The sequence below is a fragment of the Pseudomonas sp. JL2 genome, assembly GCF_031570495.1.
GTDB classification, from domain to species: Bacteria; Pseudomonadota; Gammaproteobacteria; order Pseudomonadales; family Pseudomonadaceae; genus Aquipseudomonas; species Aquipseudomonas rhizophila.
Genome location: NZ_JAKUDH010000004.1, coordinates 40,003 through 63,602, shown reverse-complemented (window position 1 = coordinate 63,602; position 23,600 = coordinate 40,003). Strand labels below are relative to the sequence as shown.

The 23,600-nt window shown below is 56.3% G+C and carries 24 protein-coding genes; 18 read left to right on the top strand and 6 right to left on the bottom strand.

The window, feature by feature from the left end; genetic code table 11:
• The first annotated feature begins 93 nt into the window (after window positions 1-93).
• The 10 genes from MKS85_RS07585 to MKS85_RS07540 all read left to right on the top strand — a co-directional run bounded on the left by MKS85_RS07585 (window position 94) and on the right by MKS85_RS07540 (window position 9,353).
• Entirely contained in the window at window positions 94-1,374 is a 1,281-nt protein-coding gene (locus MKS85_RS07585; protein WP_188251072.1) for a hypothetical protein, read from the top strand.
• A gap of 511 nt (window positions 1,375-1,885) precedes the next feature.
• On the top strand, window positions 1,886-2,221 hold the full coding sequence (locus tag MKS85_RS07580) for an RAQPRD family integrative conjugative element protein (RefSeq protein ID WP_188251071.1): 336 nt from the start codon (window positions 1,886-1,888) through the stop codon (window positions 2,219-2,221).
• The gene (locus tag MKS85_RS07575; protein WP_095973830.1) at window positions 2,218-2,457 is read left to right on the top strand and encodes a TIGR03758 family integrating conjugative element protein; all 240 of its coding nucleotides are present in this window, start codon (window positions 2,218-2,220) and stop codon (window positions 2,455-2,457) included. Before MKS85_RS07580 ends, MKS85_RS07575 begins: the two co-directional genes overlap by 4 nt.
• Before the next feature lie 17 nt (window positions 2,458-2,474).
• Window positions 2,475-2,846: a TIGR03745 family integrating conjugative element membrane protein gene (locus MKS85_RS07570; RefSeq protein ID WP_095973829.1), complete on the top strand. Its 372-nt coding sequence runs from the start codon at window positions 2,475-2,477 to the stop codon at window positions 2,844-2,846.
• Window positions 2,847-2,853: 7 nt separating this feature from the next.
• A complete protein-coding gene (locus MKS85_RS07565) occupies window positions 2,854-3,267 on the top strand; it encodes a TIGR03750 family conjugal transfer protein (protein WP_095973828.1) in 414 nt (137 codons plus the stop codon).
• Window positions 3,264-3,905: a PFL_4703 family integrating conjugative element protein gene (locus MKS85_RS07560; protein WP_188251070.1), complete on the top strand. Its 642-nt coding sequence runs from the start codon at window positions 3,264-3,266 to the stop codon at window positions 3,903-3,905. Before MKS85_RS07565 ends, MKS85_RS07560 begins: the two co-directional genes overlap by 4 nt.
• Window positions 3,902-4,714 (top strand): TIGR03749 family integrating conjugative element protein, encoded by an 813-nt coding sequence (locus MKS85_RS07555; RefSeq protein WP_188251069.1) that lies wholly within the window; start codon window positions 3,902-3,904, stop codon window positions 4,712-4,714. Before MKS85_RS07560 ends, MKS85_RS07555 begins: the two co-directional genes overlap by 4 nt.
• Window positions 4,704-6,221, top strand: a complete 1,518-nt coding sequence (locus MKS85_RS07550) for a TIGR03752 family integrating conjugative element protein (RefSeq protein ID WP_188251068.1) — start codon at window positions 4,704-4,706, stop codon at window positions 6,219-6,221. The genes MKS85_RS07555 and MKS85_RS07550 overlap by 11 nt, the downstream gene beginning before the upstream one ends.
• Window positions 6,184-6,600 carry a TIGR03751 family conjugal transfer lipoprotein gene (locus MKS85_RS07545; RefSeq protein WP_188251067.1) on the top strand — a complete coding sequence of 139 codons (417 nt, stop codon included), beginning with the start codon at window positions 6,184-6,186 and terminating at the stop codon, window positions 6,598-6,600. The genes MKS85_RS07550 and MKS85_RS07545 overlap by 38 nt, the downstream gene beginning before the upstream one ends.
• Window positions 6,600-9,353: a conjugative transfer ATPase gene (locus MKS85_RS07540; RefSeq protein WP_188251066.1), complete on the top strand. Its 2,754-nt coding sequence runs from the start codon at window positions 6,600-6,602 to the stop codon at window positions 9,351-9,353. Before MKS85_RS07545 ends, MKS85_RS07540 begins: the two co-directional genes overlap by 1 nt.
• A gap of 197 nt (window positions 9,354-9,550) precedes the next feature.
• Here MKS85_RS07540 and MKS85_RS07535 read toward each other — a convergent pair whose 3' ends face one another.
• Window positions 9,551-10,834 (bottom strand): hypothetical protein, encoded by a 1,284-nt coding sequence (locus MKS85_RS07535; protein ID WP_188251065.1) that lies wholly within the window; start codon window positions 10,832-10,834, stop codon window positions 9,551-9,553.
• A 244-nt stretch (window positions 10,835-11,078) separates the two neighbouring features.
• Window positions 11,079-11,351 carry a LasR-specific antiactivator QslA gene (locus MKS85_RS07530; RefSeq protein ID WP_047882218.1) on the bottom strand — a complete coding sequence of 91 codons (273 nt, stop codon included), beginning with the start codon at window positions 11,349-11,351 and terminating at the stop codon, window positions 11,079-11,081.
• A 157-nt stretch (window positions 11,352-11,508) separates the two neighbouring features.
• Between MKS85_RS07530 and MKS85_RS07525 the strand changes: the two genes are divergently transcribed.
• The 5 genes from MKS85_RS07525 (at window position 11,509) to MKS85_RS07505 (ending at window position 16,093) form a co-directional block, all read left to right on the top strand.
• Window positions 11,509-11,760, top strand: coding sequence for a helix-turn-helix domain-containing protein (locus MKS85_RS07525; protein ID WP_047882219.1), 252 nt, complete (start codon window positions 11,509-11,511; stop codon window positions 11,758-11,760).
• A gap of 118 nt (window positions 11,761-11,878) precedes the next feature.
• A complete protein-coding gene (locus MKS85_RS07520) occupies window positions 11,879-12,835 on the top strand; it encodes a TIGR03756 family integrating conjugative element protein (protein WP_047882220.1) in 957 nt (318 codons plus the stop codon).
• Complete coding sequence (locus tag MKS85_RS07515; protein WP_047882221.1) at window positions 12,832-14,214, top strand: integrating conjugative element protein; 1,383 nt, start codon at window positions 12,832-12,834, stop codon at window positions 14,212-14,214. The genes MKS85_RS07520 and MKS85_RS07515 overlap by 4 nt, the downstream gene beginning before the upstream one ends.
• A gap of 3 nt (window positions 14,215-14,217) precedes the next feature.
• The gene (locus MKS85_RS07510) at window positions 14,218-14,526 is read left to right on the top strand and encodes a hypothetical protein (RefSeq protein ID WP_047882222.1); all 309 of its coding nucleotides are present in this window, start codon (window positions 14,218-14,220) and stop codon (window positions 14,524-14,526) included.
• 10 nt (window positions 14,527-14,536) lie between these two features.
• Window positions 14,537-16,093, top strand: coding sequence for a conjugal transfer protein TraG N-terminal domain-containing protein (locus MKS85_RS07505; RefSeq protein ID WP_047882223.1), 1,557 nt, complete (start codon window positions 14,537-14,539; stop codon window positions 16,091-16,093).
• 9 nt (window positions 16,094-16,102) lie between these two features.
• Here MKS85_RS07505 and MKS85_RS07500 read toward each other — a convergent pair whose 3' ends face one another.
• Entirely contained in the window at window positions 16,103-16,468 is a 366-nt protein-coding gene (locus tag MKS85_RS07500; protein WP_082136166.1) for a DUF3742 family protein, read from the bottom strand.
• 453 nt (window positions 16,469-16,921) lie between these two features.
• On the opposite strand from MKS85_RS07500, the gene MKS85_RS07495 reads away from it, so the two are divergent.
• Complete coding sequence (locus MKS85_RS07495) at window positions 16,922-17,251, top strand: hypothetical protein (protein WP_047882224.1); 330 nt, start codon at window positions 16,922-16,924, stop codon at window positions 17,249-17,251.
• A 130-nt stretch (window positions 17,252-17,381) separates the two neighbouring features.
• Window positions 17,382-18,344 carry an ArdC family protein gene (locus MKS85_RS07490; protein WP_047882225.1) on the top strand — a complete coding sequence of 321 codons (963 nt, stop codon included), beginning with the start codon at window positions 17,382-17,384 and terminating at the stop codon, window positions 18,342-18,344.
• Window positions 18,345-18,478: 134 nt separating this feature from the next.
• On the opposite strand, the gene MKS85_RS07485 is transcribed toward MKS85_RS07490, so the two are convergent.
• The gene (locus MKS85_RS07485; protein ID WP_027912535.1) at window positions 18,479-18,673 is read right to left on the bottom strand and encodes a hypothetical protein; all 195 of its coding nucleotides are present in this window, start codon (window positions 18,671-18,673) and stop codon (window positions 18,479-18,481) included.
• Window positions 18,674-18,904: 231 nt separating this feature from the next.
• On the opposite strand from MKS85_RS07485, the gene mobH reads away from it, so the two are divergent.
• Complete coding sequence (gene mobH / locus MKS85_RS07480; protein WP_047882226.1) at window positions 18,905-20,629, top strand: MobH family relaxase; 1,725 nt, start codon at window positions 18,905-18,907, stop codon at window positions 20,627-20,629.
• Window positions 20,630-20,952: 323 nt separating this feature from the next.
• Here mobH and MKS85_RS07475 read toward each other — a convergent pair whose 3' ends face one another.
• Together MKS85_RS07475 and MKS85_RS07470 are read right to left on the bottom strand one after the other, a co-directional pair.
• A complete protein-coding gene (locus MKS85_RS07475; RefSeq protein WP_047882227.1) occupies window positions 20,953-21,537 on the bottom strand; it encodes a hypothetical protein in 585 nt (194 codons plus the stop codon).
• A gap of 207 nt (window positions 21,538-21,744) precedes the next feature.
• On the bottom strand, window positions 21,745-23,238 hold the full coding sequence (locus MKS85_RS07470; protein WP_223194373.1) for a DUF4041 domain-containing protein: 1,494 nt from the start codon (window positions 23,236-23,238) through the stop codon (window positions 21,745-21,747).
• Between the last annotated feature and the right edge of the window lie 362 nt (window positions 23,239-23,600).

Here is a 23,600-nt window from a genome sequence, read left to right as displayed (position 1 = left end):
TTTTCCCATTAGCCCTACGCTTTCAACTCAAGCTGCCGAAACAAATTATATTTACAGCGGACGACTCAAAAACCAACGGAAGCAGGGCAGTAGATGAACGCACAGTCAAACGCTTCAGAAGAAGCGATCAGGGCACAAAACACTGAAGCACAAAATCAAAGTTCGATAGGTTACATTCAGGTTTTCTTGGGAATTCTGAATGATGGCAAGTGGTGGTTGGCTCCCATGGCTAGCCTAATTTCGATCTTACTTCTGTCGAAGTATTTATGGGTCATCGGTCATCCAGAATTGATTCTGAGCTCCATTGGAAGCCCCTCGAATCTGCTAGTTTGGCTGATCTTTACGGTACTTGGTTTTCTATTACTGCTAGTAACCTTCTCAGTACCGTCGCTGTCATTCATGCTTTGCATGGGCTTGGTTGAACCTGGACGCGACTTAGAACCGGTGCTTGCCAAACGCTTGAGCTGGGTGATCGCATTGGGCTTCGGAATAATGGCGTTGAATCTTCTGGCCTCCACGTTTGATCTTGAGCTGACACCATGGTTGACGTTCGCGCTGGTGACGGTCATATCAATGTTGGCGGCGAAGGTATTGCTGTCTACGCACAAGGAGCTCGCCGACGCGGCATTTGAGGTACCTCAAGGTCAAAAAAAGCCGGTCCACCATAAAGCTCATCGATACCTACGAATGACGCTATTGGGCTTCCTGCTTGCGTTTACTGCAATGAGCGGAGTTCTACCTGCGCAAATCGCGCTTCTGGCTTGGCGAGGAGCTGAAAATGGCTGGGAGGCGCGAGCAGCCATTGGAGCCTGTCTACTCGTAATGATGATCTATCTAGTCCCAGTAATTTTGTTCTACTCGTTTAAGGGGAGTCTGGTACAACGCGCAGGCAAAGCATCTCTTGCGATGTTAGGGGCTATTTTTCTCAATGCCATGCTAATGCCCGCGATTTTCGATATCTGGGTATATTCAGCCGCCAACCTGCTTAAACTTCGTGACAATCGACCTCTCGGCTATGTGTTGGATGCAAAGGACTATCCTAAAGCCCTATTTGAGTCCACGCCCTGGGAGCGTCAGTCGTTCGAGGGCACAGAGGGTCTCTACAGCGTGAGCGCCTTTCGCCAATTCCGTTTTGGCGACGTTCTACTTCTATGTCCGGGACGTTACGCCGGACTTTCACTCAAGCTCCTTGACGCTTTTTCCGATCGTTGCATCGCAGTGTCAGATGCAAAGGTGAAAGCGGCCGCGAAGCGCACGCCGGTAGCAACACGCCCACTTCCAGAGCCATTTTGTCTACTGGCGGCACGTGTACCTACCAGGATTCCGTTGCCGATAGGAGATTCCGCGCATTGTATCTATAGGACTATTTTCTAACACCCAGGTGCTTCCTCTGCATATCCGAGCAGCCTGTCAGAGTGCACTGCTCGGATGTGACCTGGGGGTAATGTTGGTTGCGATAATCGATCACGTTCAAATTGCAGGTCTATACGCCCACGGCCGAATCAATGATGCTTGCTAGCCACTCGGGCTATCATGAACAAAAAAGCTCTGCGACGCTTACGCGTTTGACGAGCCCCGCCGTGCCGTTAAATTTTTCCCCGATCATCGGAGATCAACAAACCCAGGGTGATTTACTACTTCTGCCTTGATTACAGAATTGCTGCATTCGCTTTCGCATCATGCTCGGCGAGCAACACATCGAAGCGCATTGGAAGTGAAATCTCCTAGCCCTCCAGCGCTTTCCGCCAAAGCTGCAGGGATAGATACTGCAAGTAAACATCCTCAGTACTTCCCTTCAAAAAGCGATCCATCACACCTCATATTTCCTGCTGAATAAATCGATCTCAGACTTGATTCTGCCCTCAGATCCATATGGGGCAGCATCATGCCAACTACTACCGTCTTTCGCTGCTTACTACTCTCGTTGGCTATCGTCGATGACAGCAGCTATGCCACATCTGGTCATGAGCAGGATCAGCTCAGCCAAGTCCAGCAGCAACTCGACATAATCGAACGCGTTGCAACGAAAGCTAAGGCAGTCAGCATGCCTCAACCCGACGATCGCTATCGCTTCGACTATCCCCGCCTGTCTCAGGACATCCAACGTATTCGCCAAGGCCTGCTGGACTATCTGTCCCCCTCTCGCGCTCAACCCCGTGACCCCAGTGAACTGGTCGGTGATTACCGCCTCGACACTCCGCCTGCCGAGCCCTCGCCATGAGCATGACCGATTCCCAGACCGCGGCCTTCCAAAACGCCGCCGGTTTCTCACCGCAGAGCAGTTCCACGCTCTGGTTGTCCCTGGTTCTCGTCCTGGCTTTGCTGTGGTGTGCCTGGGTGATGTGGACGGCTTACCGGGGGTGGACATCCGGCAGTGTTCGCTTCGGAGCCTTCGGCGGCAGTGCTGCGCGCGTGCTGCTCACCTTGCTGGTCCTGATGTTCTTCACCCTGTCCTAACACCGGAGATCACCGTCATGCTCAAGTGCCTTATCCCCCTGAAAAACAACCTGCGTGATCGTGCCAGTCAGCGCTTGATCGGTCTGCTGCTAGTTCTCGGTCCAAGTTTGGCTTTTGCTGAACTCCCGACCATGGAAGCCCCTTCACGTGGTGAAGGTTCCGGGTTGATCGAGACGATCAAAAACTACGCCTACGACGGCGGCATCCTGCTCGGTCTACTGATCGCCTTGCTCGCCTTTCTTGGCGTGGCTTGGCACTCGTTGACCGTCTATGCCGACGTACAGAATCAGCGCAAGACCTGGAAGGATTTGGGTGCTGTGGTGGGCATCGGTGCCCTGCTGGTGGTGATCATTATCTGGTTTTTGACCAAGGCTGCCGCGATTCTGTGAGGTTGGCATGAACGACGCTATCGAACGCCTTGCCGACGGTACTTTGGTTTTTCTCCCGGAACGACTCAATCGCGATCCTACCGTTTTGCGCGGATTGACCAACGATGAGATGTGGGTGGCGCTCGGCACCGGCGCCGTCACTGGCCTGCTGATGGGTGTTCCTCTGGCGATCGCCACTGCCTCCATTGCCGTGGCGCCAACTGGCATGATCGCTGGCATGGCGCTAGTGTTATTTGCCGGTGGCACGCTACTGCGTCGGGCCAAACGGGCTCGCCCCGAGACCTGGTTGTACCGCAAGCTCGAATGGATATTGGCCAGTCGTTGGCGCCTGGGCCGTGGAAGTTTGATCCTCCACTCCGGCGTCTGGACGATTCGCCGCTCGCGTCGATTGCGCCCTGCCCTGTCCCGGTGGCAGCCATGAGCCGATTTCGGAACAAAGTCGATGCCCAACAGGCTCATATCCTCAGCCTGCGCCTGGCTGTAGTAATCCTCGCTCTGGTATGTGCTGGACTTTGGTATGGCTGGCGCTCGGCACCGACTGATCTGACCGTGCATGTGCCCCCGGACCTGCGTTCGGGTAGCACGCGCAAGTGGTGGGATATCCCCTCAGAGAATGTCTATGCATTTGCCCTGTACATCTTCGGCCAACTTAACCGCTGGCCCTCCGATGGCGAGCAGGATTATCGCCGCGCCATCTATAGCTTGCAGTCCTACCTGACACCCGCCTGTAAAACCTTCCTCGACGGCGACTACGAATACCGCAAGGCCGCCGGCGAACTCCGCCAGCGGGTGCGTGGCGTCTACGAAATTCTGGGCCGCGGCTACAGCGAAGATCCAGAGCTCAGGGTCAAGCAACTCGACCGCGACAGCTGGCTGGTCACGCTCGACCTCAACGCCGATGAGTATTACGCCGCCGAACCGGTGAAACGGGTCGTGGTGCGTTATCCATTACGCGTGGTGCGTTTTGATCTGGACCCCGAACGCAATAAGTGGGGGCTGGCACTGGATTGCTATCAGGGCACTCCGCAAAAAATCTCCCTGCCTGGAGGTGAACCATGAAGCGGATGTCTACCCTGGGACTCACCGTCGTACTGGTATTATGGGGAGCTACAGCGCGGGCCGTTGAGTTGATGCACTGGGAACGCCTCCCCCTCGCAGTTCCGCTGGTGATCAATCAGGAACGAGTGGTCTTTGTCGATGAGGATGTTCGAGTCGGCGTGCCCTCAACCCTGACGGGTAAGCTGCGCGTGCAATCAACCGGCGGCACGCTGTACCTGCGCGCATCGGAAGCCATTGCCCCGACCCGACTGCAACTGCAATCGGTCGCGACGGGCGAGATCATCCTCCTGGATATCGTGGCCACGCCTGGCGATCAACCGCTGGAGCCCGTGCGCATTCTCAAGAATGCTCAGATGCAGGCTACGGAGGTTGAAACCAGCGCCGTACCTGTTTCAGAACGTACGCCGATCCCGGTCGCTTTGACACGCTACGCCGCGCAAAGCCTGTACGCGCCGCTGCGCACCGTGGAGTCCCTGCCCGGTGTACGCCGCGTCCCGCTCAAGCTGCGCACCGAACTGCCGACCCTGCTGCCGACCGAAAACGTGTCCAGCACACCCATCGCCTCCTGGCGACTCGGTGATTACTGGGTGACGGCGGTGAAGTTGCGCAATCGTGGTTCAGCGAGGGTGCAACTCGATCCGCGTCGGCTGCAAGCCACACTGTTCGCCGCGGCTTTCCAGCATGCTTTCCTCGGACCGGTCGGCAGTGCTGAAGACACCACGATCGCCTACCTCGTCACTCGCGGTGCCGGCCTCGAACACGCCGTGCTGCTCCCGCCCGTTGCGCGAGGTGCTGACGATGAAAGCTAACGCCTTGCTCAAATGGCTGGTACCGGCTGCGCTGCTGGGCGTGGTGCTGATCATCCTGAAAACCTGGGTCCCGGGTGGCAGCACACCTTCTCCAGAGCACCCATTTGATCAGGGCAATATTCAATTATCCGCCGAGCAAGCCAAGTCGCTCGGTATTGCGGGCGACACCCCACGCGACACGGTCGCCACCCTGGTCGGCCAGGTGAAGGCCATGCGCAGCGACATGCTCGGTTTGAAGAAACACAACGATTCGTTGTTGACGGAGAACAATCGCCTGCGCGAGCGGGAAAACAGTGTCGACTCACGTATTCAGACCGCACTGGGCAGCGTAACGCAGCAGGTCGACGAAGGCCGCCGACAAGCTAACGAAGCCCGACTCAAAGCAGAACAAGACAGTCGTCAGGCTCGCGGTCTGCTGACGCAATTGCAGGAACAGTTGTCGGGGCTGAATGGTAAAGGTAAGGACATGCCGATCGGATTGGGGCTTGAGCCGGGCGACGGGGCGCAGTTCGAAGGGCAGCACTCAGCCAATGATGCGCTGCAGTGGATTGAGCCCTCGGATGCTCCGTCCACCGACGCCCGGGGCAAAACTAAGACCGCGTCCGCTCTGAGTCTGCCTACTGCCTTCAGCTCATTGGAGGGTTTGAAGGACAATGCCATCGACCGCAGCCAGAAGCAGTTACGCGAGGTCACCAACGGGGAGCGTGACCTGACGCGATCCGCTGATCGTACCGAAGGCGCGAAGCCGGTCTACACCATTCCCGAAAACGCCACGCTGATGGGCTCCGTCGCGATGACTGCGCTGATCGGCCGAGTCCCGGTGGATGGCACCGTGAATGATCCCTACCCCTTTAAGGTGCTGGTCGGTCCGGAGAACCTGACAGCCAACGGCATCGACCTGCCGGACGTCGCAGGGGCCGTGATGAGTGGTACAGCCTCCGGCGACTGGACCCTGTCGTGCGTACGCGGACAGGTCGAGTCAATTACCTTTGTGTTTACCGACGGCAGTATCCGCACGGTGCCTCAGCCGAAGGCAGTCGCCAGCCGCAATGCATCCACCGCCCAGAGCTCGAACACCGACAAGATCCGTGGCGGGCTCGGTTACTTGTCCGATCCGTATGGCATTCCTTGCATCGCTGGCCAGCGCCGCTCGAACGCCCAGCAATACCTCGGCAGCCAGAGCCTGATCACTGCCGCCGGTGCCGGTGTCGCAGCGCTGCTCGGGGATGAGCGGAACAACAGCAGCGTGATCAGTTCGGGCGGCAGTACGCTAGGAGTCACCAGCAGCAGTGGCAATAGCGCACTGAATTCAATTCTCAGTGGTGGGGTCAGCGACATCCGCGAGTGGGTGAACAAACTGTATGGCGAAGCCTTTGCTGCCGTGTACGTGCCTCCGGCCGCCCAAGTCGCACTGCACCTCGATCATGAAATCACCATCGACTACGAGCCCAAGGGCCGGAGCGTTCGCCATGAAAAAGACCATGCCTCTCTGCCTGACCTTGATTAGCGTGTTTTGCTGGGTCCTGGCGGGGTGTTCCACCGACAAGGACACGCTGCTGCCCCATGGCGAGCAAACCATGTTGGACATCTGGAACGGTGCCGGGTCGCAAGGCACTCAGCAGCAACTGTTGGATGCTCGGCAGCAGTTACGCCGTCCGTTGGCTCAAGCAGATTTTTCCGTTGCTCTCCAAAAACCGTATACGCGCACAGCGGCGAACGAGATTCGCAATCTGTTCCCTCGCTTGCCCAATCCCGATCTGGTGCTGTACGTATATCCGCACCTGAGTGGTACCGAGCAGGCGCCGATCCCAGGTTACTCGACCGTCTTTCCGTTCTACCAACGTGTGCAGTACGCATTGCCGGGTGAACGTCAGGAAGACTTGTAATGCGTAGCGACGATTCGGGTAACCGCACTGGCGCGTGGAAAGCCTGGCGCACCCCATTACGTCCTCGCGCCACCTTGGCCGATGAAGCTGCACTCTATGCGCACAACCCCAGCTTCACCGACCACTTGCCTTGGGTCGAATACCTCGATACAGAACAATGCTTTCTACTGGACGACAATCGCTCGGTGGGCGCGGTGTTCGAGTTGCTGCCCATCGGCACCGAAGGGCGCGAACCCGATTGGCTGATGGCCGCCCGCGATGCACTCGAAGACGTCCTGCAGGATAGCTTTGACGAACTGGATCAAGCGCCTTGGGTGGCGCAGTTTTTCTGCCAGGACGACAATGACTTCACCCCCTACCTAACCCAGCTAACTGGCTATATTCGGGACAGCGCGCGAGGCACGGTTTTCACCGAAGCGTACCTGGAACTTACTCGCCGTCATCTGAAGACCATCGCCAAGCCAGGAGGGCTGTTCGAGGACAAGACAGTCATGCGCCTGCCCTGGCGGGGCAACAACCGCCGGGTGCGCCTGGTGGTCTATCGTTGGCTCGAGTCTGATGCTGAGGAGACCGGACTTATCCCAGTGCAAGCCCTGCATCAGGCTTGCGAACGTATCGCGGCTTCGTTGCAAGCGTGTGGGGTGAAATCGACGCGAGTCGATGGCCGAGGCTTGTATGCCTGGTTGCTGCCTTGGTTCAATCCAGCCCCCAAGCTCACCGATGAATCGCCCGAAGATTTCTACCACCAAGTGGCCTATCCGGAGTCGGGCGACGGTGAGTCGCTGGAACTGCCCTTCGATCACGACTTTGCCGAGCGTCTGTTCTTCAACGAACCGCATTCGGATGTGCAGCGCGGACTCTGGTTTTTCGATGGTCAGCCCCATCGGGTCATGGTGGTGGACAAGCTGCGGCGGGCTCCCTTAATTGGCCAACTCACTGGCGAAACCCGCAAGGGTGACGCGGTGAATGCCCTATTCGACCAGTTGCCCGAAGGCACGGTGATGAGCCTGACCTTGGTGGTCAAACCCCAAGATGCGCTCGAGGAGCAGTTGAACCGTCTGGCGCGCAAAGCCATCGGTGAAAACCTGGCCTCGACCCAAACCCGTCAGGATGTCGAAGAGGCTCGCGCGATCATCGGCCGCCAGCACAAGCTGTACCGAGGCACCCTGGCGTTTTACGTGCGCGGTCACGATGAGCAACAATTGCACCAGCGCTCGGTCAGCCTGGCCAACGCTCTGCTTGGTGCGGGACTGCAACCGGTGCGCGAAGGCGATGAAGTCGCCGCCTGCAACAGTTACCTGCGTTGGCTGCCGATGGCTTACAACCCGGCCCGCGACACACGCAACTGGTACACCCGCCTGATGTTCACCCAGCACCTGGCAAACCTGGTTCCGGTGTGGGGCCGTAGCACCGGCACCGGCCACCCGGGTATCACTCTATTCAATCGTGGTGGCTCGCCGTTGAGCTTTGATCCGTTGTCTCGACTAGACCGGGCCATGAACGGACATTTGCTGCTGTTTGGCCCGACCGGCGCCGGTAAGTCGGCCACCTTGGTCACCCTGCTGATGCAAGTCATGGCGGTGTACCGCCCTCGCCTGTTTATCGTCGAGGCCGGTAACTCATTCGGCTTGCAGGGCGACTACTTCGCAACCCAGGGCCTGTCGGTCAATAAGGTCCAATTGAAACCAGGCTCCTCGGTCAGTCTTGCCCCCTTTGCCGATGCCTGGCGCCTGGTCGAGCAACCGGATCAGGTGGCGAGTCTGTCGATCGACGAGTGGGACGATGAGGCGATAGCCAGTCGTGAGGACCAGCGCGATGTTCTCGGCGAGTTGGAAATCACTGCCCGACTGATGATCACCGGTGGCGAGGCCAAGGAAGAAGCCCGCCTGAGTCGAGCCGATCGCAGCTTAATCCGCGAGTGCATTCTCGATGCGGCACAGATCTGTGCCGCGGCGATTCGCCAGGTACTGACCCGCGACGTGCGCGACGCGTTGCTGCGAGTCGCCGCCGACACGCACTTGCCGGAGAAGCGTCGAGAGCGTGCCCAGGAAATGGGAGAGTCCATCGACCTGTTTTGCCAGGGTTTCGAGGGTGAACTGTTCGATCGCGAAGGCACACCTTGGCCCGAAAGCGATGTGACCATTGTTGATCTCGCCACTTACGCTCGCGAAGGCTACGAGGCGCAGATGTCCATCAGCTACATCAGCCTGATGAACACCGTGAACAACCTTGCCGAGCGCGACCAGTACCTGGGCCGACCGATCATCATGGTCACCGACGAGGGCCATATCATCACCAAGAACCCGTTGCTGGCGCCGTTCGTGGTCAAGGGCACGAAGATGTGGCGCAAGCTCGGCGCTTGGTTCTGGCTGGCGACGCAAAACCTTGCCGATTTCCCCTCTGCCGCGCAGACCATGCTCAACATGATCGAGTGGTGGATTTGCTTGAATATGCCGCCCGCGGAAATCGAAGAGATCGCACGATTCAAGAAACTCACGCCGGCACAGAAAGCCTTGCTGCTCTCCGCCAGCAAGGAGCCGGGAAAGTACACCGAAGGGGTCGTACTATCGAAGAAGCTCGAAACGCTGTTTCGGGCCGTGCCGCCGAGTCTTTATCTCGCCCTTGCCATGACGGAGCCCGAGGAAAAAGCCGAGCGCTGGACATTGATGCAGGAGAACGGCTGCTCAGAGTTGGAAGCGGCTTACCGGGTAGCTGAACGGATCGATAGAGCACGAGGAATAAAATCAACATAGGAATAGCTATTCAGTTACTGCTCTTTCAGAGATTGAACTCCGAAACTGCATCGCAGCTGACCAGGCGCTTGCACGACAACTGAAAAGCCGATTGTATTCGTATTCTACACTTTGCAGGCCGGTCTGTTACTGGCCACCGCGCGCGGGGCGTTTTCAGCATTTTTAATATCTGTCAGTTCAATATAAATTTTCCGCCGTTAATAATGAGACCCTGGCTGCACTCTTGCTTTCGCAGCCTTCTTCACTTCTGATTCCAAGCTGTTTATCAAATAACTCAGATCATGCTTCGAGATACGCTTCGGTCTGGCTATACGTACTGGGTCATTAATTCGCATCTTTGTTTTATTCGAAAGCGCGCGATCTAGGCAAGTAGAAAACTCAATTTCATCGTCAAATATCGCTTCTACTTTTCGTGCCTCATCGTGAATCAAAAGCGCCCTTAGAGGACAGCTCTTAATGGCTTTTAACAAACCATCATCAAGCGTGGTTACAACAGGAATCATGAACTGATTACCCTTCCTTTCTGTCATCAGCGTTTCACAATGTCGAAACATATAAAGATCCCACGCAAGCGCAGAAATCCTGTCAGTCGAATCCGCGTTTGGGTTCCGCAACGCGGGCTCGTCAAAGATGGGCATTCTAGTCTGCTTATCAGCGAATCCGCTCAGAGCCTTCCAGCCAAAGTAAAGCTCCTTCAAGGGCATGGCGTCAAAATTATCAAGACAGAAATCCACTAGGCAGCGAATACCATCATCTACGCTTCGACCATTCCAGCACTCCAGCAGCGCACGTAACATTATCGATTGCATCATATCTCGCCGTTGGATGCAGGCCCATACTTCCCGATTGGTCAGGAATGAATCCCACATTTCCTCAGCTGCGGATATGTAATCTTGAATCTGCTCAGCGTGCCCCTTTAGCACCCTTTCCCTGACCTCAGGGACATGCATCATGGCATCAAACATCTTTGCAGCCGCAACTTTCTGGTACGGCCATGGATTATTAGGCTTTACCACTTCACGTAGGTTTTCCAACGATGCAAACATCCAATCGAAACCGCGTCCGCCCTGATCTCCAATAAACTGTAGGGTGGCCCGCACCTTTTCGCGGTGCTTCGAATTCTCATGACGAAAAAAGCCTGGTAATTCGGTAAGAAAATTTGTATCCAGTAATGAGAAGAATGGAAACTCCAACGGCGCACTACCGCTGCTCATTTGCTTCTCGATAGCATCGGAAAATGCAAAAATTCCCTTTCCAGCAAATAGAGGAACCACGGGCACATTTGGATTATCTGACCGGCCCAAACCTTGCAATGGAACCCCTCCCTCATCGCTCGCGAACAACACACGAATGCCCGAGAACGCTTCACGATCAGAAGCGACGATGTCTAAGAGGGAGTCACCTGGTGAGCGACCGAGAATGGCAGTTTTTACGCGTAGCATCTTTTTCATTTCAAAATGCAAATCGAGCTTGTTTACCATCGTGTTGTGCCCTCTTGAAGATATGCTGGTGCGGTTGCCGCGCGGAAAATAAGAGAAATCGGTGGATTGCTCCCATATGTGGACTAATTGCGTAACCCCATACCCACTCGCTTTCGTCGAGGGCAGCGCGAGTCTCAGAGCAAACATCGGACAAAGACGCTGCACCTAAAAACCAAAAGTGATTCAGGACCGCATCCTGCTGGCCTATTCCAAGCGATAGGACAGGCTAAATGCAAACGGGTAGTCAAGTCGATACAGGTATCCGTGTACCGCGCTGAAGCCGCTGCTGAATCCTCAACAAGAATCCGGCTTCAAAAGCATCCTGGCAGTCACCGACAGGAAAGGTCTTGCGTGTTTGGGCCAGCTCCCACCACAGGGGAATCTCGCCGGGCGTATCGAGCCAAGCCTGGGCGCATTGCACGCCACGCTCGATCATTGGGGCAAATTCGTTGCCCCAAGGTGTCAGAAGACTTGGGCAACCATCCGCCGCAGGAATTGAAACGTAATTTTCGGTCATAGACACCTTAGCTTTCGATTATTTATTAACGCTGGGTCTGTTCAAGCAGCATAGAAACAAAATTGACACTCGGCTTAAGCATAAAAAAAGCCCGAATCAAAGCCAATGTAGACTATATCCCGTGGATTGAGAGTCCCTCAAGGCGCAGTTTGCGCGCATGACTCAAGACTTCGAACAGCTCCGTCTGCAACTTGCGGAAAACATCCGCTCGATGCGACGCGTGAAGAACCTTACCCAGGAGCAATTGGCGCTCATGGCCGAGGTGGATCGTACGTACGTGAGTCAAATCGAGCGAGGGGTAGGCAACCCGTCGCTATTGGTTCTCTGCAAACTCGCCAACATTTTCGAGATCAAAACGGATCAGTTGCTCATCGAATCTGACGCGCTTGCTCGTACACAGAACGCTTAATGACCATCTGCCGATTTAGAAGGTCGCTGTAAACCGACGATCCCGCGCTCGGCTTTCTCACTGACACCCCTCTCTCGATTGTTGAACCTGTCCAGGCCATACACCCAGAGCCTGGATCATGTCTGCTGCCTGCCCGCACATTTCGCCCCAGAAATTACATCCGTTGGTGCTGAGCATTCTGCTGGCATCCGGGTCAAGCGTAGCGCTGGATACCGGCAACATTACCGCCTCCGTACTTTCTCCAGACTGCCTCGAGTACAGAGTCGTCGGCATCTGCTTTTGGTTGCTCTGCACCCCCTTCGGCTGCACGGTTAAAACCTCAACCAAGGTTCGTCACTTCATTCCTGAGCTGGTGGTCTCGAGCTATGCCACCACCGGTGCCAATCCTTGGACCGAGATGGCCGCCCTATCCTCTCCTATCAGTGGTGCGGAAGGAGGCGGTAACCTGATCACGCCGAACACTCAGCGCGATAACCTGCCTCGTTTCAAAAATGTTGATGGCATTGGCCATCCCGGCGGCTGGGCCGCCACGCAACTTGCCTCGCAATCCGGCTACGCCTGCGCCAGCGGCGCCACTGCGTTCATGCCCTACTACCTGAGCACTTTGGACTCACTGGCCTGGCGTCATGGCATCCCGGAAAGCCTTTACCCCGAGTCGCTCCTGCCGGGAGTCCGTGAGATCGGACGTCAGCTCACGGGAAACATGTGGGGCAATGTCTATCCCCGGCAAGGATTTTTGGTGCAACCCGACGATTTCAAAGCCGCTGCGGTGATGGCGCAGCGAGCGGGTGACGTCATTACCCGCAACTGGCAACCGCACGTGTATGTCCCGCTCACACCCGTACCACGCGATGGTTATTGGCCGCCTGGCCCAATCGTTGAAAACGACGCTTCGACCCACAAATGGCAATTGCTCTCCCCCGGGGTTCAACCCAAATGTGCCATCTTCCCCAGTGAACCGGTGCAGAGCGTGGATGGCGGCTACTCCTGGTCGCTGTGGCGTCCCTATAGCTGCTGCAAGCGTGAGGGACAGACCTTCCTGTTCAGCATCGACTTCGAAGGTGGTACGTCATGAGTCGACTTCTCGCAGGATCATGGTTGGGCCCGATGAGTTTTTTGTTCTGCGGGCTGCTCGCCGTGGTCACGCATACCCATGCCGCCGAGGACGATTACCGTCTAGGCACTCAAGGCGAAGTGCTCGACGACCGGGTGATGTACACCATCGGTGGCGGCTCGGCAGCGGGCTCGCCGAGCTCGCTCTATCGCCCCAACGGGCTCGGCGTCGGCGGCTCATGGCAAGCCAACATGATGTGCGGAAACATGAGCCTCACCAACACCCTGCAAAACCAGCTAAACGGCGTTACCGAAGGTTTCCAGCAGATTATGGGCAGCATTGTGCAGAACGCGACCCAAGCCGTGATGTCGCTGCCAGCATTGATCATCCAGCGCGCCAATCCCGGTCTCTACGAGTTGTTGAGTAACGGGGTGATGCAAGGACGTATTGACTTCGACCGCTCCAAACTGACCTGCCAGGCCATGGCCGAGAAGATGGCTGACAAGGTCGGCCAAGCCGGCTGGGGCGCATTGGCCAAGAACCAGGAGATGCAGGGCAACCTCGAACAAACCGGCGGTGATGCGGTGGCCGCGGTGAAAAACACCGAGGCCCGTAACGGCAATAATGGGGTGTCATGGGTCGGCGGGCAGAAGGCTGGAGGTAACGGACAAACACCCATCCGGGCAACCTCCGATGTGGTGCGCGCGGGCTACAACCTGCTGCATAACCGGTCCGTGGATGACAGCGCCTCGATCAGTAGCAGTGATTGCCTGGGCGGCGCTATTTGCCAGGCATGGACCTCACCCCAAGAGGAATCCGAATGGGCTGTTCGCGTGTTGGGCGAGACCGAAGTCGCAACCTGCGACACCTGCGAGACTCTGCGGGCTACCGCTGGCAGCGGACTGACGTCGCTGATCCAGGAGGCGTACAGCGAACGTCTCAAGGCCCTGCAAGGATTGCTGTCCGGCTCTCTGCCGCCTACCCCTGACAATCTGAGCAAAGCCTCCAGCCCGATGCTGCCAGTGACCCGTGGTGTGATCGAAGCCCTGCGCGACGATCCTGATCAGGAACTCCTAGCGCGGCGCCTGGCTAGTGAGACGGCCCTGTCCAGCGTGCTCGACAAAGCGCTCCTGCTATTGCGCACGCTGCTGGCAGGCAGCCACGAACCTAACGTCGCTTCCGCCGAACCGGCCCAAACGGCCTTGACGAAAAACATCGACACACTGGAGCGCGAGATACGCCTGCTGCAGACCGAGTTGCAGGTCCGGCAGATGCTCACCACCAATACCGCCAGCCTCGTGCTCGATCGACATGCCGGAGGTGCCGATGCGTCGCGCACCGTCGAGCAAGGCGACCCTGAACCTGGCCGACTCAACGACGCTGACGCCAGGCGCAAGTGAGCCATGAAACGCTCACTGCTATTCACTTTGCTTTCAAGTCTCTGGATTGCAGCAGTGATGATCCTGACCGCCGCACTGGTCGCCTGGATCGGCCGCACTGCGCTGGGCAGTTTCGAGGTCTGGCAGCAAACCTTGGAATCGATACGGCCTTATCTGCGGTGGTGGCGCGCCCTGCTCTACTGCGTCCTCTTTGCGCTCTGGTGGGACCTGCAAAGGCGCTACCGACATCGACCGCAGGACCGACTGCGCGTGAAACGCGCCGGGACATTAGGGCTCTTACTCTTTACCTGCGTCGAGCTCACTCGATTGTGAGGTCACCACCATGCTCATGAGCACCAACAGCTACCTGGAGTTTTACCTCTCCCTGCTGGCATGGATCATCAACAACGGTATCTGGAACGTCCTATCCGATACTGGGCTGTTCGCCGCGCCCTTTGGTGCAATCATCTTGCAAGAATGGTTGTCGGCCCGTCAGCAAGGCGCGGATGAAGGCAACAAAGGATTGCTCTCTGTACCGCGGATAGAGAACCGGCTGTGGCTGGCCTACATCGTCGTCTTGTTCGGCTGCGCGCCGGTCTTTCCATTGAGCCTCACGTCAATGACGTTCGATGATGCAGCGAGCCAGCGCTGCGGTATCAGTGTGGCTAAGCCAGCAGAAACCGCCTGGGGGATCACCTTCAATACCATCGGCGAACGCTCCGCCAACGTGCCAATTTGGTGGTTTCTGGTGCACGCCTTGAGCAAAGGGGTGACGGCGGCGGCAACCGCCTCCATTCCCTGCGCACCGGATATCCGGCAGATGCGCATGGAGATCGACAGTTCGCGCATCGATAACCAGGTATTGCTGCAGGAAGTCGCCGACTTCACTCGTGACTGCTACGGCTATTCCCGCTCTCGGCTGTTCACCAATCGTCCGCAGCTGGATAAGGCGCAAAGTCATGATGCGTCCTGGATCGGCTCAAGCTATTTTCTCGACACTCCCGGCTACTACGACACCGATCGCTCACGGACACCGCGAGTCAGCTGGCCCTATGATGAAACCCGCGATATATCCTTGCCACGGCTGGAGAGTGGTGCAGGCTATCCCACCTGCAAACAGTGGTGGAGCGACAGTGGTGTCGGGTTGCGCGAGCGCTTGATCAAGCAGGTCGATCCTTCGCTGCTGACTCAGCTAAAAGATTGGTTGACTGGCCGTTCGAGTAACGAGATTGAGGATGCCACCCTGCGCGAACTGGTCAGCCCGCGCCAACAATCGATGTCTATGTCGCCCGGACAGGTGTACCAGGACTATGGCTCCAGTGCTCGCGGTGGGTCGATCAATCAGGGGCTTAATAACCTGGCCACCAACACTGGGCTGGCTCTCGGCTCCTTCAGCAATTTCCCAGCGATGAACGCGCTACGCGCCGCTCTGCCGATGGTGCAGGCTTTCCTGATCATGGGCGTCATCATCAGCTTGCCGCTGATCCTGCTGGTCAGTACCTACCAATTGAAAACCGTCATGACGGTGACGTTCGCGCTGTTCACGCTGCACATGCTGACCTTCTGGTGGGAGTTAGCCCGCTGGGTCGACTCTAGCATGCTCGATACCTTGTACAACCAAGTGTCTGCGTCCAATCAGGTGCTGCTGTCGCTGCCAACATCCGGTTTTATGGACGGAACCGTCACGGCACAGGTGATTGAGTATGTGATGGGGGCGATGTTCATCGTACTGCCGATGGTCTTTCTAGCCGCTATGAGCTGGGCTGGGTATAGCGTAGGTTCAGGTGTAGAAGGAATGCTCAGCCGTGGAACCCAGGCTGCGCAGACAGCGAGTTCTAACGGGACCTCTCAGTTGATGAGCGGAGCAAGAATGGTTTCAGGTAAATCGGGCTCAAAGTAACCAGGGAGGTTACTTCAGTGAACCCCATTTATCGTACCGCTCAGGCCAAGACGCTCTGTGAATTGGATCATCGAGATCATCAATATCTGGAGTGTCTGGACCTTGAACTGGGATAGCTGCTAATGCGACGAATGTGCACACCAGCAGAAACAACCAAAAGCTAACAAAAAGAAGTGCACCGAACAGGGCCACCTGGGCAAGCAGAAAGATCCCGCGAACAAGTAAATTCCCCGCAGGCAAACCTGCCGTCACTGCACGCTTGGCCACACGAGACTCAAACCCTTTCAACCTGCGATAACCACGTTTGGCGAACATACCGCATGCATATGCCCAGCGGTGTGCGCGGGAGATTTGAAGTGGCTGCTGAGCCGGCATGATTGCGCCCTCTTCTGAGCGTATTCCTGTAGAAATCGAGATTACAGCCTACTACTGAAAACCGCCCATGCTTAACCGTTTATCAGCTTGTTCGGTCGAAAACTCTTCACTGGAAGGCAAAAGACGCACCTCGTACAACAGCGCTTCTCTGGCCGTTGACCCATCCAAATCATCCAGCTACATAGAGGATACGGATCGCTGTTATCGACAGCACCTTCCCAGGTAGCCAGAGCCTTTGAGGCTACGTCACTCCAGTGATGGTTCCCCCCAAGTGCGATTAGCGTTCGGTAGCTCGCACGATCACCGTTTCTACGGTGGTGAACGCCTACTGCTCTTTCCGAGCGCCGTTCGAGCTCAGCTCGTCCCAAACCCTCTTGTTTTTCTTCAACCCACTGCGGGGAAACACTTTCCCCAATGGGACAGGTTTCTTCGCGCTATCAACGGAGGCACACCATGTCCGACTCACTTACAAGCGAAGCACTGAACACTCTGCGCTTGTCCGTTGTGTTCACTCCAGAGGCGTGGCAACACGCAGTACTGCTCGATGGTTCAAATCATCCTGAAAAACTGCAGCTCGACAGGCTGAGCAACATCGTACGCGCAGCCTTCAAAGCTCACCTGGCCGATCCAAACGCACCCTACGTGGTGTTTGAAGTAGCCAAGTTCGTCTCAGCGAGTGATGCAGATCATGAACCATTGCTGCGACTGAGCCTCAGCCTACTTCAGGCATCAGACCAACCTAACGCGTTACTGATAGCGCTTGCGGAAGAACAGCAACGCTAAACGCAAACGGCCATACCCGGCCACTGATCCAACTCAGGCTATACGCAGTCCTGCACCAATCCAACCAATACCCACCGGGGAACCCTCCCCGACGGGCAAGGCGTTCCTCCGGTTTTTCGAGGAAAATGCCATGCGCAATATCTACCAAGACGTGACTGACAAGATCGTTACCGCGTTAGACCAAGGCGTAGCGCCCTGGATCAAACCCTGGTCCTCAAATGGCTCAACTGACGTCGCTCATCACCAACCCTACCCGATCAACGCCATCACGCAGCGTCCCTATTCAGGCATCAATTTACCGTTGCTCTGGGCCGAGGCCAGGTTGCAGGGGTTCACTCAAGATTGTTGGCTGACCTTCAACCAAGCCAAAAAAGCCGGCGGGCACATCCGTAAGGGTGAGCACAGCACCCTGGCGGTGCTCTACAAACCGATGGAGCGCGAGGAACAGAACGAATCAGGCCAACCCGTACTCGATGAAAACGGCCAGCCCAAGGTCGCTCACTTTGGCATCCTCAGGACGCACTTTCTGTTCAACATCGAGCAAACGGAGGGGCTCGAAACGCTCAACGAAAACTCACTCGAGACGGAACCGAGCGATCCCTTCTTCCCCAACAGCGCGGCGGAAAATCTATTGTTAAGTTCGGGCGCAAACATCATTCATCGAATTGCCGACGAAGCTTTTTACCACCCGATCAGGGATCTCATCCAACTGCCAACAAAAGCGCAATTCCACGATCAAGGTGGATACTACGCCACCGCACTTCACGAGCTGACGCACTGGACCGGGCACCACTCTCGATTGCAGCGCGAAGGCGTGACCTCTCCGTGTCCATTTGGCTCGCCAGGCTATGCATTTGAAGAGTTGATCGCCGAAATGGGCGCCGCTTTTTTATGTGCCTACGCCGGTATACGGGGAGAGCTTCGGCACGAAGGCTATATCGACTCCTGGCTCGGCCTGCTCAAGGCTGACAACCGCGCGATTTTCCGCGCCAGTGGCCAGGCCCGATGCGCTTCGGAGTATGTGCTCAACCTGGAGCAGCAACGGAAGCAGACGGTAATGGATGACTCGCGATGCATGAACGATGGAGCTTGATCGTTACCTCACTGCTGCAAGCGCTTCACAGGGTCCAACACGAGTTGGACCCTTTTTCTATACCCAGGACAATCCCCACACTGCGGAGCTCTGACGCAAAGAACATGAGGTAATCCCGTAACCGCAGTACGCCGTTACGTATCCAGATTCTCAGCCAGGTAATCCACCAGCTCGAGTGGACTTCGGCTGTCGATCACCTTGTAGATCAGATCGCGTTTGCTGCGCGGCAACTTCTTGACCACGCTCTTCGCCGAGGCCCTGACGGCTTCGTCTGTTCCATGGATACGTGCCGCGAGCAGCAGTATGAGCGTGGCGTCAGTGAGGTTCATGGCAAGACCCAATAAAATTCGCACCGCAGTGTACCGACACTTTCCTTTTTCGTACCAGCATGCGCATCCAACAAAACGGCGCCAGGACAAATCGATATTCCGATTGCCGCACAAAGGGAAACGCGTCAAAAGGACCGGTAAGGGTTGGAAGGGAATGGGGAGTCAAGGGTAAGAGCCCTATCCGAAAAGGCTAAAAGGTCACTGACTCTGCCAGTTCCCGGGAGGACGATGATGCTCAGTCTGTTTCGGCACAAAAGGCAAAAGCCTCCTCCGCCACCAACCGTAAACGTCGCCGATGGGTACCTGCCCATCGAATCGTCCCAGAGCTTGTTAGCAGCCGAGCATCGCCGCCAGTTGCTTGATCGCATTTGGCAGTACACCGCCCTCTCCCATCCGCAATTCAGCCAGCTCTATTTAAATCCGATCCATCGATACGCCGAGCTGGTCCAGCAGCTTCCAGCCAGCGAGACGCACCACCATGCTTATCTTGGCGGCATGCTCGACCATGGCCTCGAGCTGGTTGCTTGCAGTTTGAAATTGCGTCAGTCGTATCTGCTTCCCACCGGCGCCGCACCCGAAGACCAAGCAGCCCAGACCGACGCTTGGTCCGCTGGCATCGCCTATGGTGCATTGCTGCATGACATCGGCAAGATCGCCGTGGACCTGCTGGTCGAACGCCAGGATGGCCGTGTCTGGCATCCCTGGCAGGGCCCCCTGGATCAGCCTTACCGTTTTCGCTACTTCAAGGATCGTGACTACCACCTGCACGGCGCAGCCGCGGGCTTGCTCTACACCCAGATTCTCGACCGCTCAATCCTCGACTGGCTCAGTGGATTTCCATCGCTCTGGGCCAACCTACTGTATGTCCTAGCAGGTCAGTATGAACGTGCCGGCGTGCTCGGTGAGCTGGTAATGCAGGCAGACCGTGTTTCCACCGCGCAGAACATCGGTGGTAACCCGAGCAAGGCACTGCAAGCACCGATTCATTCGCTGCAACATCACTTGATCAGCGGACTGCGTCATCTGGTTCAGCACGAGCTCAAACTTAACCAGCCGGGGGCCGCGGGATGGCTGACCCCGGACGCGCTCTGGCTGGTCAGCAAGACGGTCACGGACAAGCTGCGGGCCTATCTGCTGTCGCAATCGATTGAAGGCATTCCCTCGTCCAATCTCGCGGTGTTTGACGAGCTGCAGTCACATGGATTGGTTGAGTCCACGCCGGAAGGCAAAGCCATCTGGACTGCGCTTGTCGCGCAAGGCAACTGGCAGCAAAGTTTCACTTTTCTGCGCCTTCAACCGGCGTTGATTTGGAGGAACGAAAACCGGCCCGAGGTTTTCAGCGGAACGGTGAGCTTTACAGCCCATGAGCACTCAACTGACATCCCGGCACCGACACCAGCGCCCGAGACAGTCAGTGCAGGATCAGGTCAAAGCCAACCGCAGCCGGATACCTTGACAGCAGAGGATGCCGATTACCTCGGCACGCTGCTGGACATGTTCGAGTTGGACGAGCCTGAGGCCAACGATGCACTGTCAGAAAATGCTGACGATACTTCAACGCTTCAATCGGATAACCCAGGCCTGGCGTTCCTGAGTTGGGTCAAGGAAGGCATTCTGAGTCACAAGCTGATCATCAATGACAGCAGGGCCAAAATCCATACGGTGGGCGGTACTGTGTTCCTGGTCACGCCTGGCCTTTTTCAGCGCTACGTTCAGGAGTTTCCGGGCATCTCACTGGGGGCCGATTCCGCAGGTGAGGAATGGCGCTGGGTGCAGAAGCAGTTTGAAAAATTGAAGGTTCACAAAAAGCGTGATAATGGTCTAAACATATGGACTTGCCAGATCCAAGGCCCCCGCAAGAGGGCAAAACTCAAAGGTTATCTACTCGAAGATCCCGAACTAATCTTAAAATCACTCCCCCCGGACAACCCCTACCTCATGCTAGAGATAAGGTAATGGTACAAAGAAAATCGTTCCCTAGTGTTCCGTCACCCTGGAATGGCGGTTGCAGTCGTAACGATAATGATCGTCTTGACTCCACGAGTCAGAGCGACATGGAGCTCTTTGTACGACAAAGACTCCGCTTCTAATATGATCGCGTGATGATACTCAATGAATCGCCCCTAGTTCCGTGGACGTATCCCATTGACTTTGGCCGTTTTCTGCCTCTCGCGATACGCAGAAAACCGCTCGAACTAGCGCCTGTACGAGGAACGTTGGCTGGCTCACCATGACATTCACTGAATGACCCAGCCTCATCTCAGTATTTTCGATCCCTGTCAGAGTACGGAGATAATTGCAGAAGCCAGCGTGGCGATGCTTGCTAGGTTGGGCAACGCTTTCAACAAGGAGGATACGACAGCCTTACTGGGTTTCGGCGAGGCAAGCTGAACCTCAACTGCATTAACAATTTCCAGCGCATCCTGCTTTTGCTGGGCGTCAGTCAGACTCTGTATGACTTGACGTAAACCTTCGATGTACTCCCCCAGGTCAGCGCCCATATTCACTGTGTTCGTCGATTGGTCGACCGAGTGATTATTGATACGGGCGTTATGACCGCTTATGTTGTAAGTAATACTTTCAACACGTTGCTTGGCCTCCGGAAGACCTAATTTACGCACCGACATCTGATAGTGCGCCTGAAACCCCTGAAAGGCTTCGAAAAAGCCAGGGTCAATTACTTCGAAAGTTTCAACGGCGCCATTGGACATACGCCGCTCGATCAAATCCCTGGGCTCAATGAGTACATCCGAACGCTCTAGGAAAATTTTGTCGCTCTGTACGCTAGCTTTTAACCCTTCGAGCAGGTCACCGTTCTGTTTTCGAACGATGATGTTATCCGTCATAAAGTCATCAAAAGACATGCTTGCTCCTTACAGCGATGAAAGAAAGTCCGAAGTTTAGCAACCTCTCTTGAGTTCAAGATTGCACTTTTTTCCCAGTGACTCGGAAGCAGCCCTGCGAGCAGCAACTTTTAGCCGGAAGCGGTGTTTGATGGATCGCTCAATGTTCCCGTCGGAATGCCCTTTGCTCAGACAGAAGCGGCCAATCAAGGGCGTCCGACGGTAATTTTAGCTTTGAGCTACGGCCCGCTCTGCTTGCTGGATTTCGGGGTTGGGCAACGCCATTCGAAGGCTTTCGCGATACTGCTCAGCCGGCGCCTCGTGGCTAACCTCGACAGCAGCATCGTAGTTTTCTCGAATAACCGACTCGATCTCAGCAATGTCCGCACGGAAGAACTCCTTGCGACCGTTGACCTTGTTCAGGCGACCGGCCGCAAAGCGTTCATGCAATTTCGCCTCCAATGCCGGGGCATTGTTTGAGAAGACCATCGCATGGACGTCAAACCAAAACGGCACCGATGCGTCTCCCAACTCATCGACGCGGTCCATGGGTTCCAGGCGGCGTGTCATGCCAATCTTGAAGACCCCTTCCCCAAACGCACCGACGTTGGAGATCACGTACACATAGCCGGCTTTGGCATTCTGTTCGCGATAGTCAATCAGCTTTTCTTCGCTTTCCAGCTCGGCCCGGCCCGCTTCAACCTCTGCCAGTTTCGCCAAGAGGGTAGCCCGCTCTTCTTCGGACTCGGTTTTGTCCAAGCGCGCTTGAAGGTCACGCATTGCCGCTGTGAAGTGTTTGCGCTCCTTGGCGATTTTTTCCCGCGCTGCGCGAATTTCCTGCTCAAGCTTCTGTTGTTCCCGCAGCTCTTCTCGGGCGCGCTTTGCCTCTTCCTTCTCCTCCTGCTTCTTGATCTGAAACTCGTGGGCTAGGTGCAGTTCATCAAGTTTGAGGTTCATGTATCGGCGTGATATTTCCACGCTCATCACCTTGCCGAGGCGGTTGCAGGCTTCGAATGATTTGAGAATTCGTTTCTCGCCCAATTCGACGTTGTCGAACTTTACGTTGTCTACGCAGCTGTCGGCTTCGTTATTGAACGAGCGAATCACCAGCTTGATCATATCGTTGACCAGCTTGCGCCCTTGCGCCTCACTGTTGTTAACCGTCCAACCCATATTCCCGGTCGCAGCCTCTGCGCTCTTGATCATCGCCTTCTGGCGCTCTCGAACACTGTCGAGGCGGGATTTGTATTCATGGCTGGTGGTCAGCTTGAACTTGGGCTGATACAGCGCAAAGCTTTCCAGAAGCAGCACTTCTTCCCAGACAAGAATCTCACCCTTCAATTCAGAGGAACGTTGCGCGAGCGCCGCCACGTCCCGCTCAGCACTGTGAGCCTCCTGGCGCACAGCTGAAAGCTTCGCTTTCTCTTGTTCGATCAACCCTCGGACTTCCACAACTTCCATGGCGCCGAGCGCCTTGGAGAGCGCCTCCAGTTCCGCATAACGCACCTGTAAGGCTGCAAGCTGCCTTGCCAGATCATCCGCCCGCTGCCGATGCGCTGGGCCCTTCCAATAGTCACTTATAGGCATAGATTCCTTCCATATTCCCGAGTTAAGGGCTGCTAAGTGTGAATCAAACTGGATGTCTTTATAACGTAATCCGACGCAAATATGGATCCGATCCAGCACGTTGTCCTTGGCCAGAACCAGCAGGCTGGCCGTCATGCACTTGCTGGTTTCATCGAAACTGCAACCTTGCTTGGCATCCAGCTCTCACATACTCGCGGATCTGCTGGCAGAGCGCATGGTCATCGGCGTCCCTTCCAGTTAGTGGGGCGCCGTGTCCATCGACCTGCTGATGGGCGAGCCCTCCGCCCGAAACCTGATCCGCTCAGGCGGCCTGCGGCCCACCGGTACTGATGCAATCGTGACGGCCCGGCGCACTGTCACACCGTCGGGAGGGGGCACCACCACCGCCGCGCGATTAGAGGTGAAACACGCCATTGCCCGCAGCGGGGGCGGATAGTTGGTGGTTCCTCCACCGCGATGGTGTTGGGCGGCGAGAGGTAACTGCCTGCGCCACGTTG

Coding starts and splice junctions, on each gene's coding strand:
- MKS85_RS07585 (WP_188251072.1), top strand. CDS start 94: ATGAACGCACAGTCAAACGCTTCAGAAGAAGCGATCAGGGCACAAAAC.
- MKS85_RS07580 (WP_188251071.1), top strand. CDS start 1,886: ATGCCAACTACTACCGTCTTTCGCTGCTTACTACTCTCGTTGGCTATC.
- MKS85_RS07575 (WP_095973830.1), top strand. CDS start 2,218: ATGAGCATGACCGATTCCCAGACCGCGGCCTTCCAAAACGCCGCCGGT.
- MKS85_RS07570 (WP_095973829.1), top strand. CDS start 2,475: ATGCTCAAGTGCCTTATCCCCCTGAAAAACAACCTGCGTGATCGTGCC.
- MKS85_RS07565 (WP_095973828.1), top strand. CDS start 2,854: ATGAACGACGCTATCGAACGCCTTGCCGACGGTACTTTGGTTTTTCTC.
- MKS85_RS07560 (WP_188251070.1), top strand. CDS start 3,264: ATGAGCCGATTTCGGAACAAAGTCGATGCCCAACAGGCTCATATCCTC.
- MKS85_RS07555 (WP_188251069.1), top strand. CDS start 3,902: ATGAAGCGGATGTCTACCCTGGGACTCACCGTCGTACTGGTATTATGG.
- MKS85_RS07550 (WP_188251068.1), top strand. CDS start 4,704: ATGAAAGCTAACGCCTTGCTCAAATGGCTGGTACCGGCTGCGCTGCTG.
- MKS85_RS07545 (WP_188251067.1), top strand. CDS start 6,184: ATGAAAAAGACCATGCCTCTCTGCCTGACCTTGATTAGCGTGTTTTGC.
- MKS85_RS07540 (WP_188251066.1), top strand. CDS start 6,600: ATGCGTAGCGACGATTCGGGTAACCGCACTGGCGCGTGGAAAGCCTGG.
- MKS85_RS07535 (WP_188251065.1), bottom strand. CDS start 10,834: ATGGTAAACAAGCTCGATTTGCATTTTGAAATGAAAAAGATGCTACGC.
- MKS85_RS07530 (WP_047882218.1), bottom strand. CDS start 11,351: ATGACCGAAAATTACGTTTCAATTCCTGCGGCGGATGGTTGCCCAAGT.
- MKS85_RS07525 (WP_047882219.1), top strand. CDS start 11,509: ATGACTCAAGACTTCGAACAGCTCCGTCTGCAACTTGCGGAAAACATC.
- MKS85_RS07520 (WP_047882220.1), top strand. CDS start 11,879: ATGTCTGCTGCCTGCCCGCACATTTCGCCCCAGAAATTACATCCGTTG.
- MKS85_RS07515 (WP_047882221.1), top strand. CDS start 12,832: ATGAGTCGACTTCTCGCAGGATCATGGTTGGGCCCGATGAGTTTTTTG.
- MKS85_RS07510 (WP_047882222.1), top strand. CDS start 14,218: ATGAAACGCTCACTGCTATTCACTTTGCTTTCAAGTCTCTGGATTGCA.
- MKS85_RS07505 (WP_047882223.1), top strand. CDS start 14,537: ATGCTCATGAGCACCAACAGCTACCTGGAGTTTTACCTCTCCCTGCTG.
- MKS85_RS07500 (WP_082136166.1), bottom strand. CDS start 16,468: ATGCCGGCTCAGCAGCCACTTCAAATCTCCCGCGCACACCGCTGGGCA.
- MKS85_RS07495 (WP_047882224.1), top strand. CDS start 16,922: ATGTCCGACTCACTTACAAGCGAAGCACTGAACACTCTGCGCTTGTCC.
- MKS85_RS07490 (WP_047882225.1), top strand. CDS start 17,382: ATGCGCAATATCTACCAAGACGTGACTGACAAGATCGTTACCGCGTTA.
- MKS85_RS07485 (WP_027912535.1), bottom strand. CDS start 18,673: ATGAACCTCACTGACGCCACGCTCATACTGCTGCTCGCGGCACGTATC.
- mobH (WP_047882226.1), top strand. CDS start 18,905: ATGCTCAGTCTGTTTCGGCACAAAAGGCAAAAGCCTCCTCCGCCACCA.
- MKS85_RS07475 (WP_047882227.1), bottom strand. CDS start 21,537: ATGTCTTTTGATGACTTTATGACGGATAACATCATCGTTCGAAAACAG.
- MKS85_RS07470 (WP_223194373.1), bottom strand. CDS start 23,238: ATGACGGCCAGCCTGCTGGTTCTGGCCAAGGACAACGTGCTGGATCGG.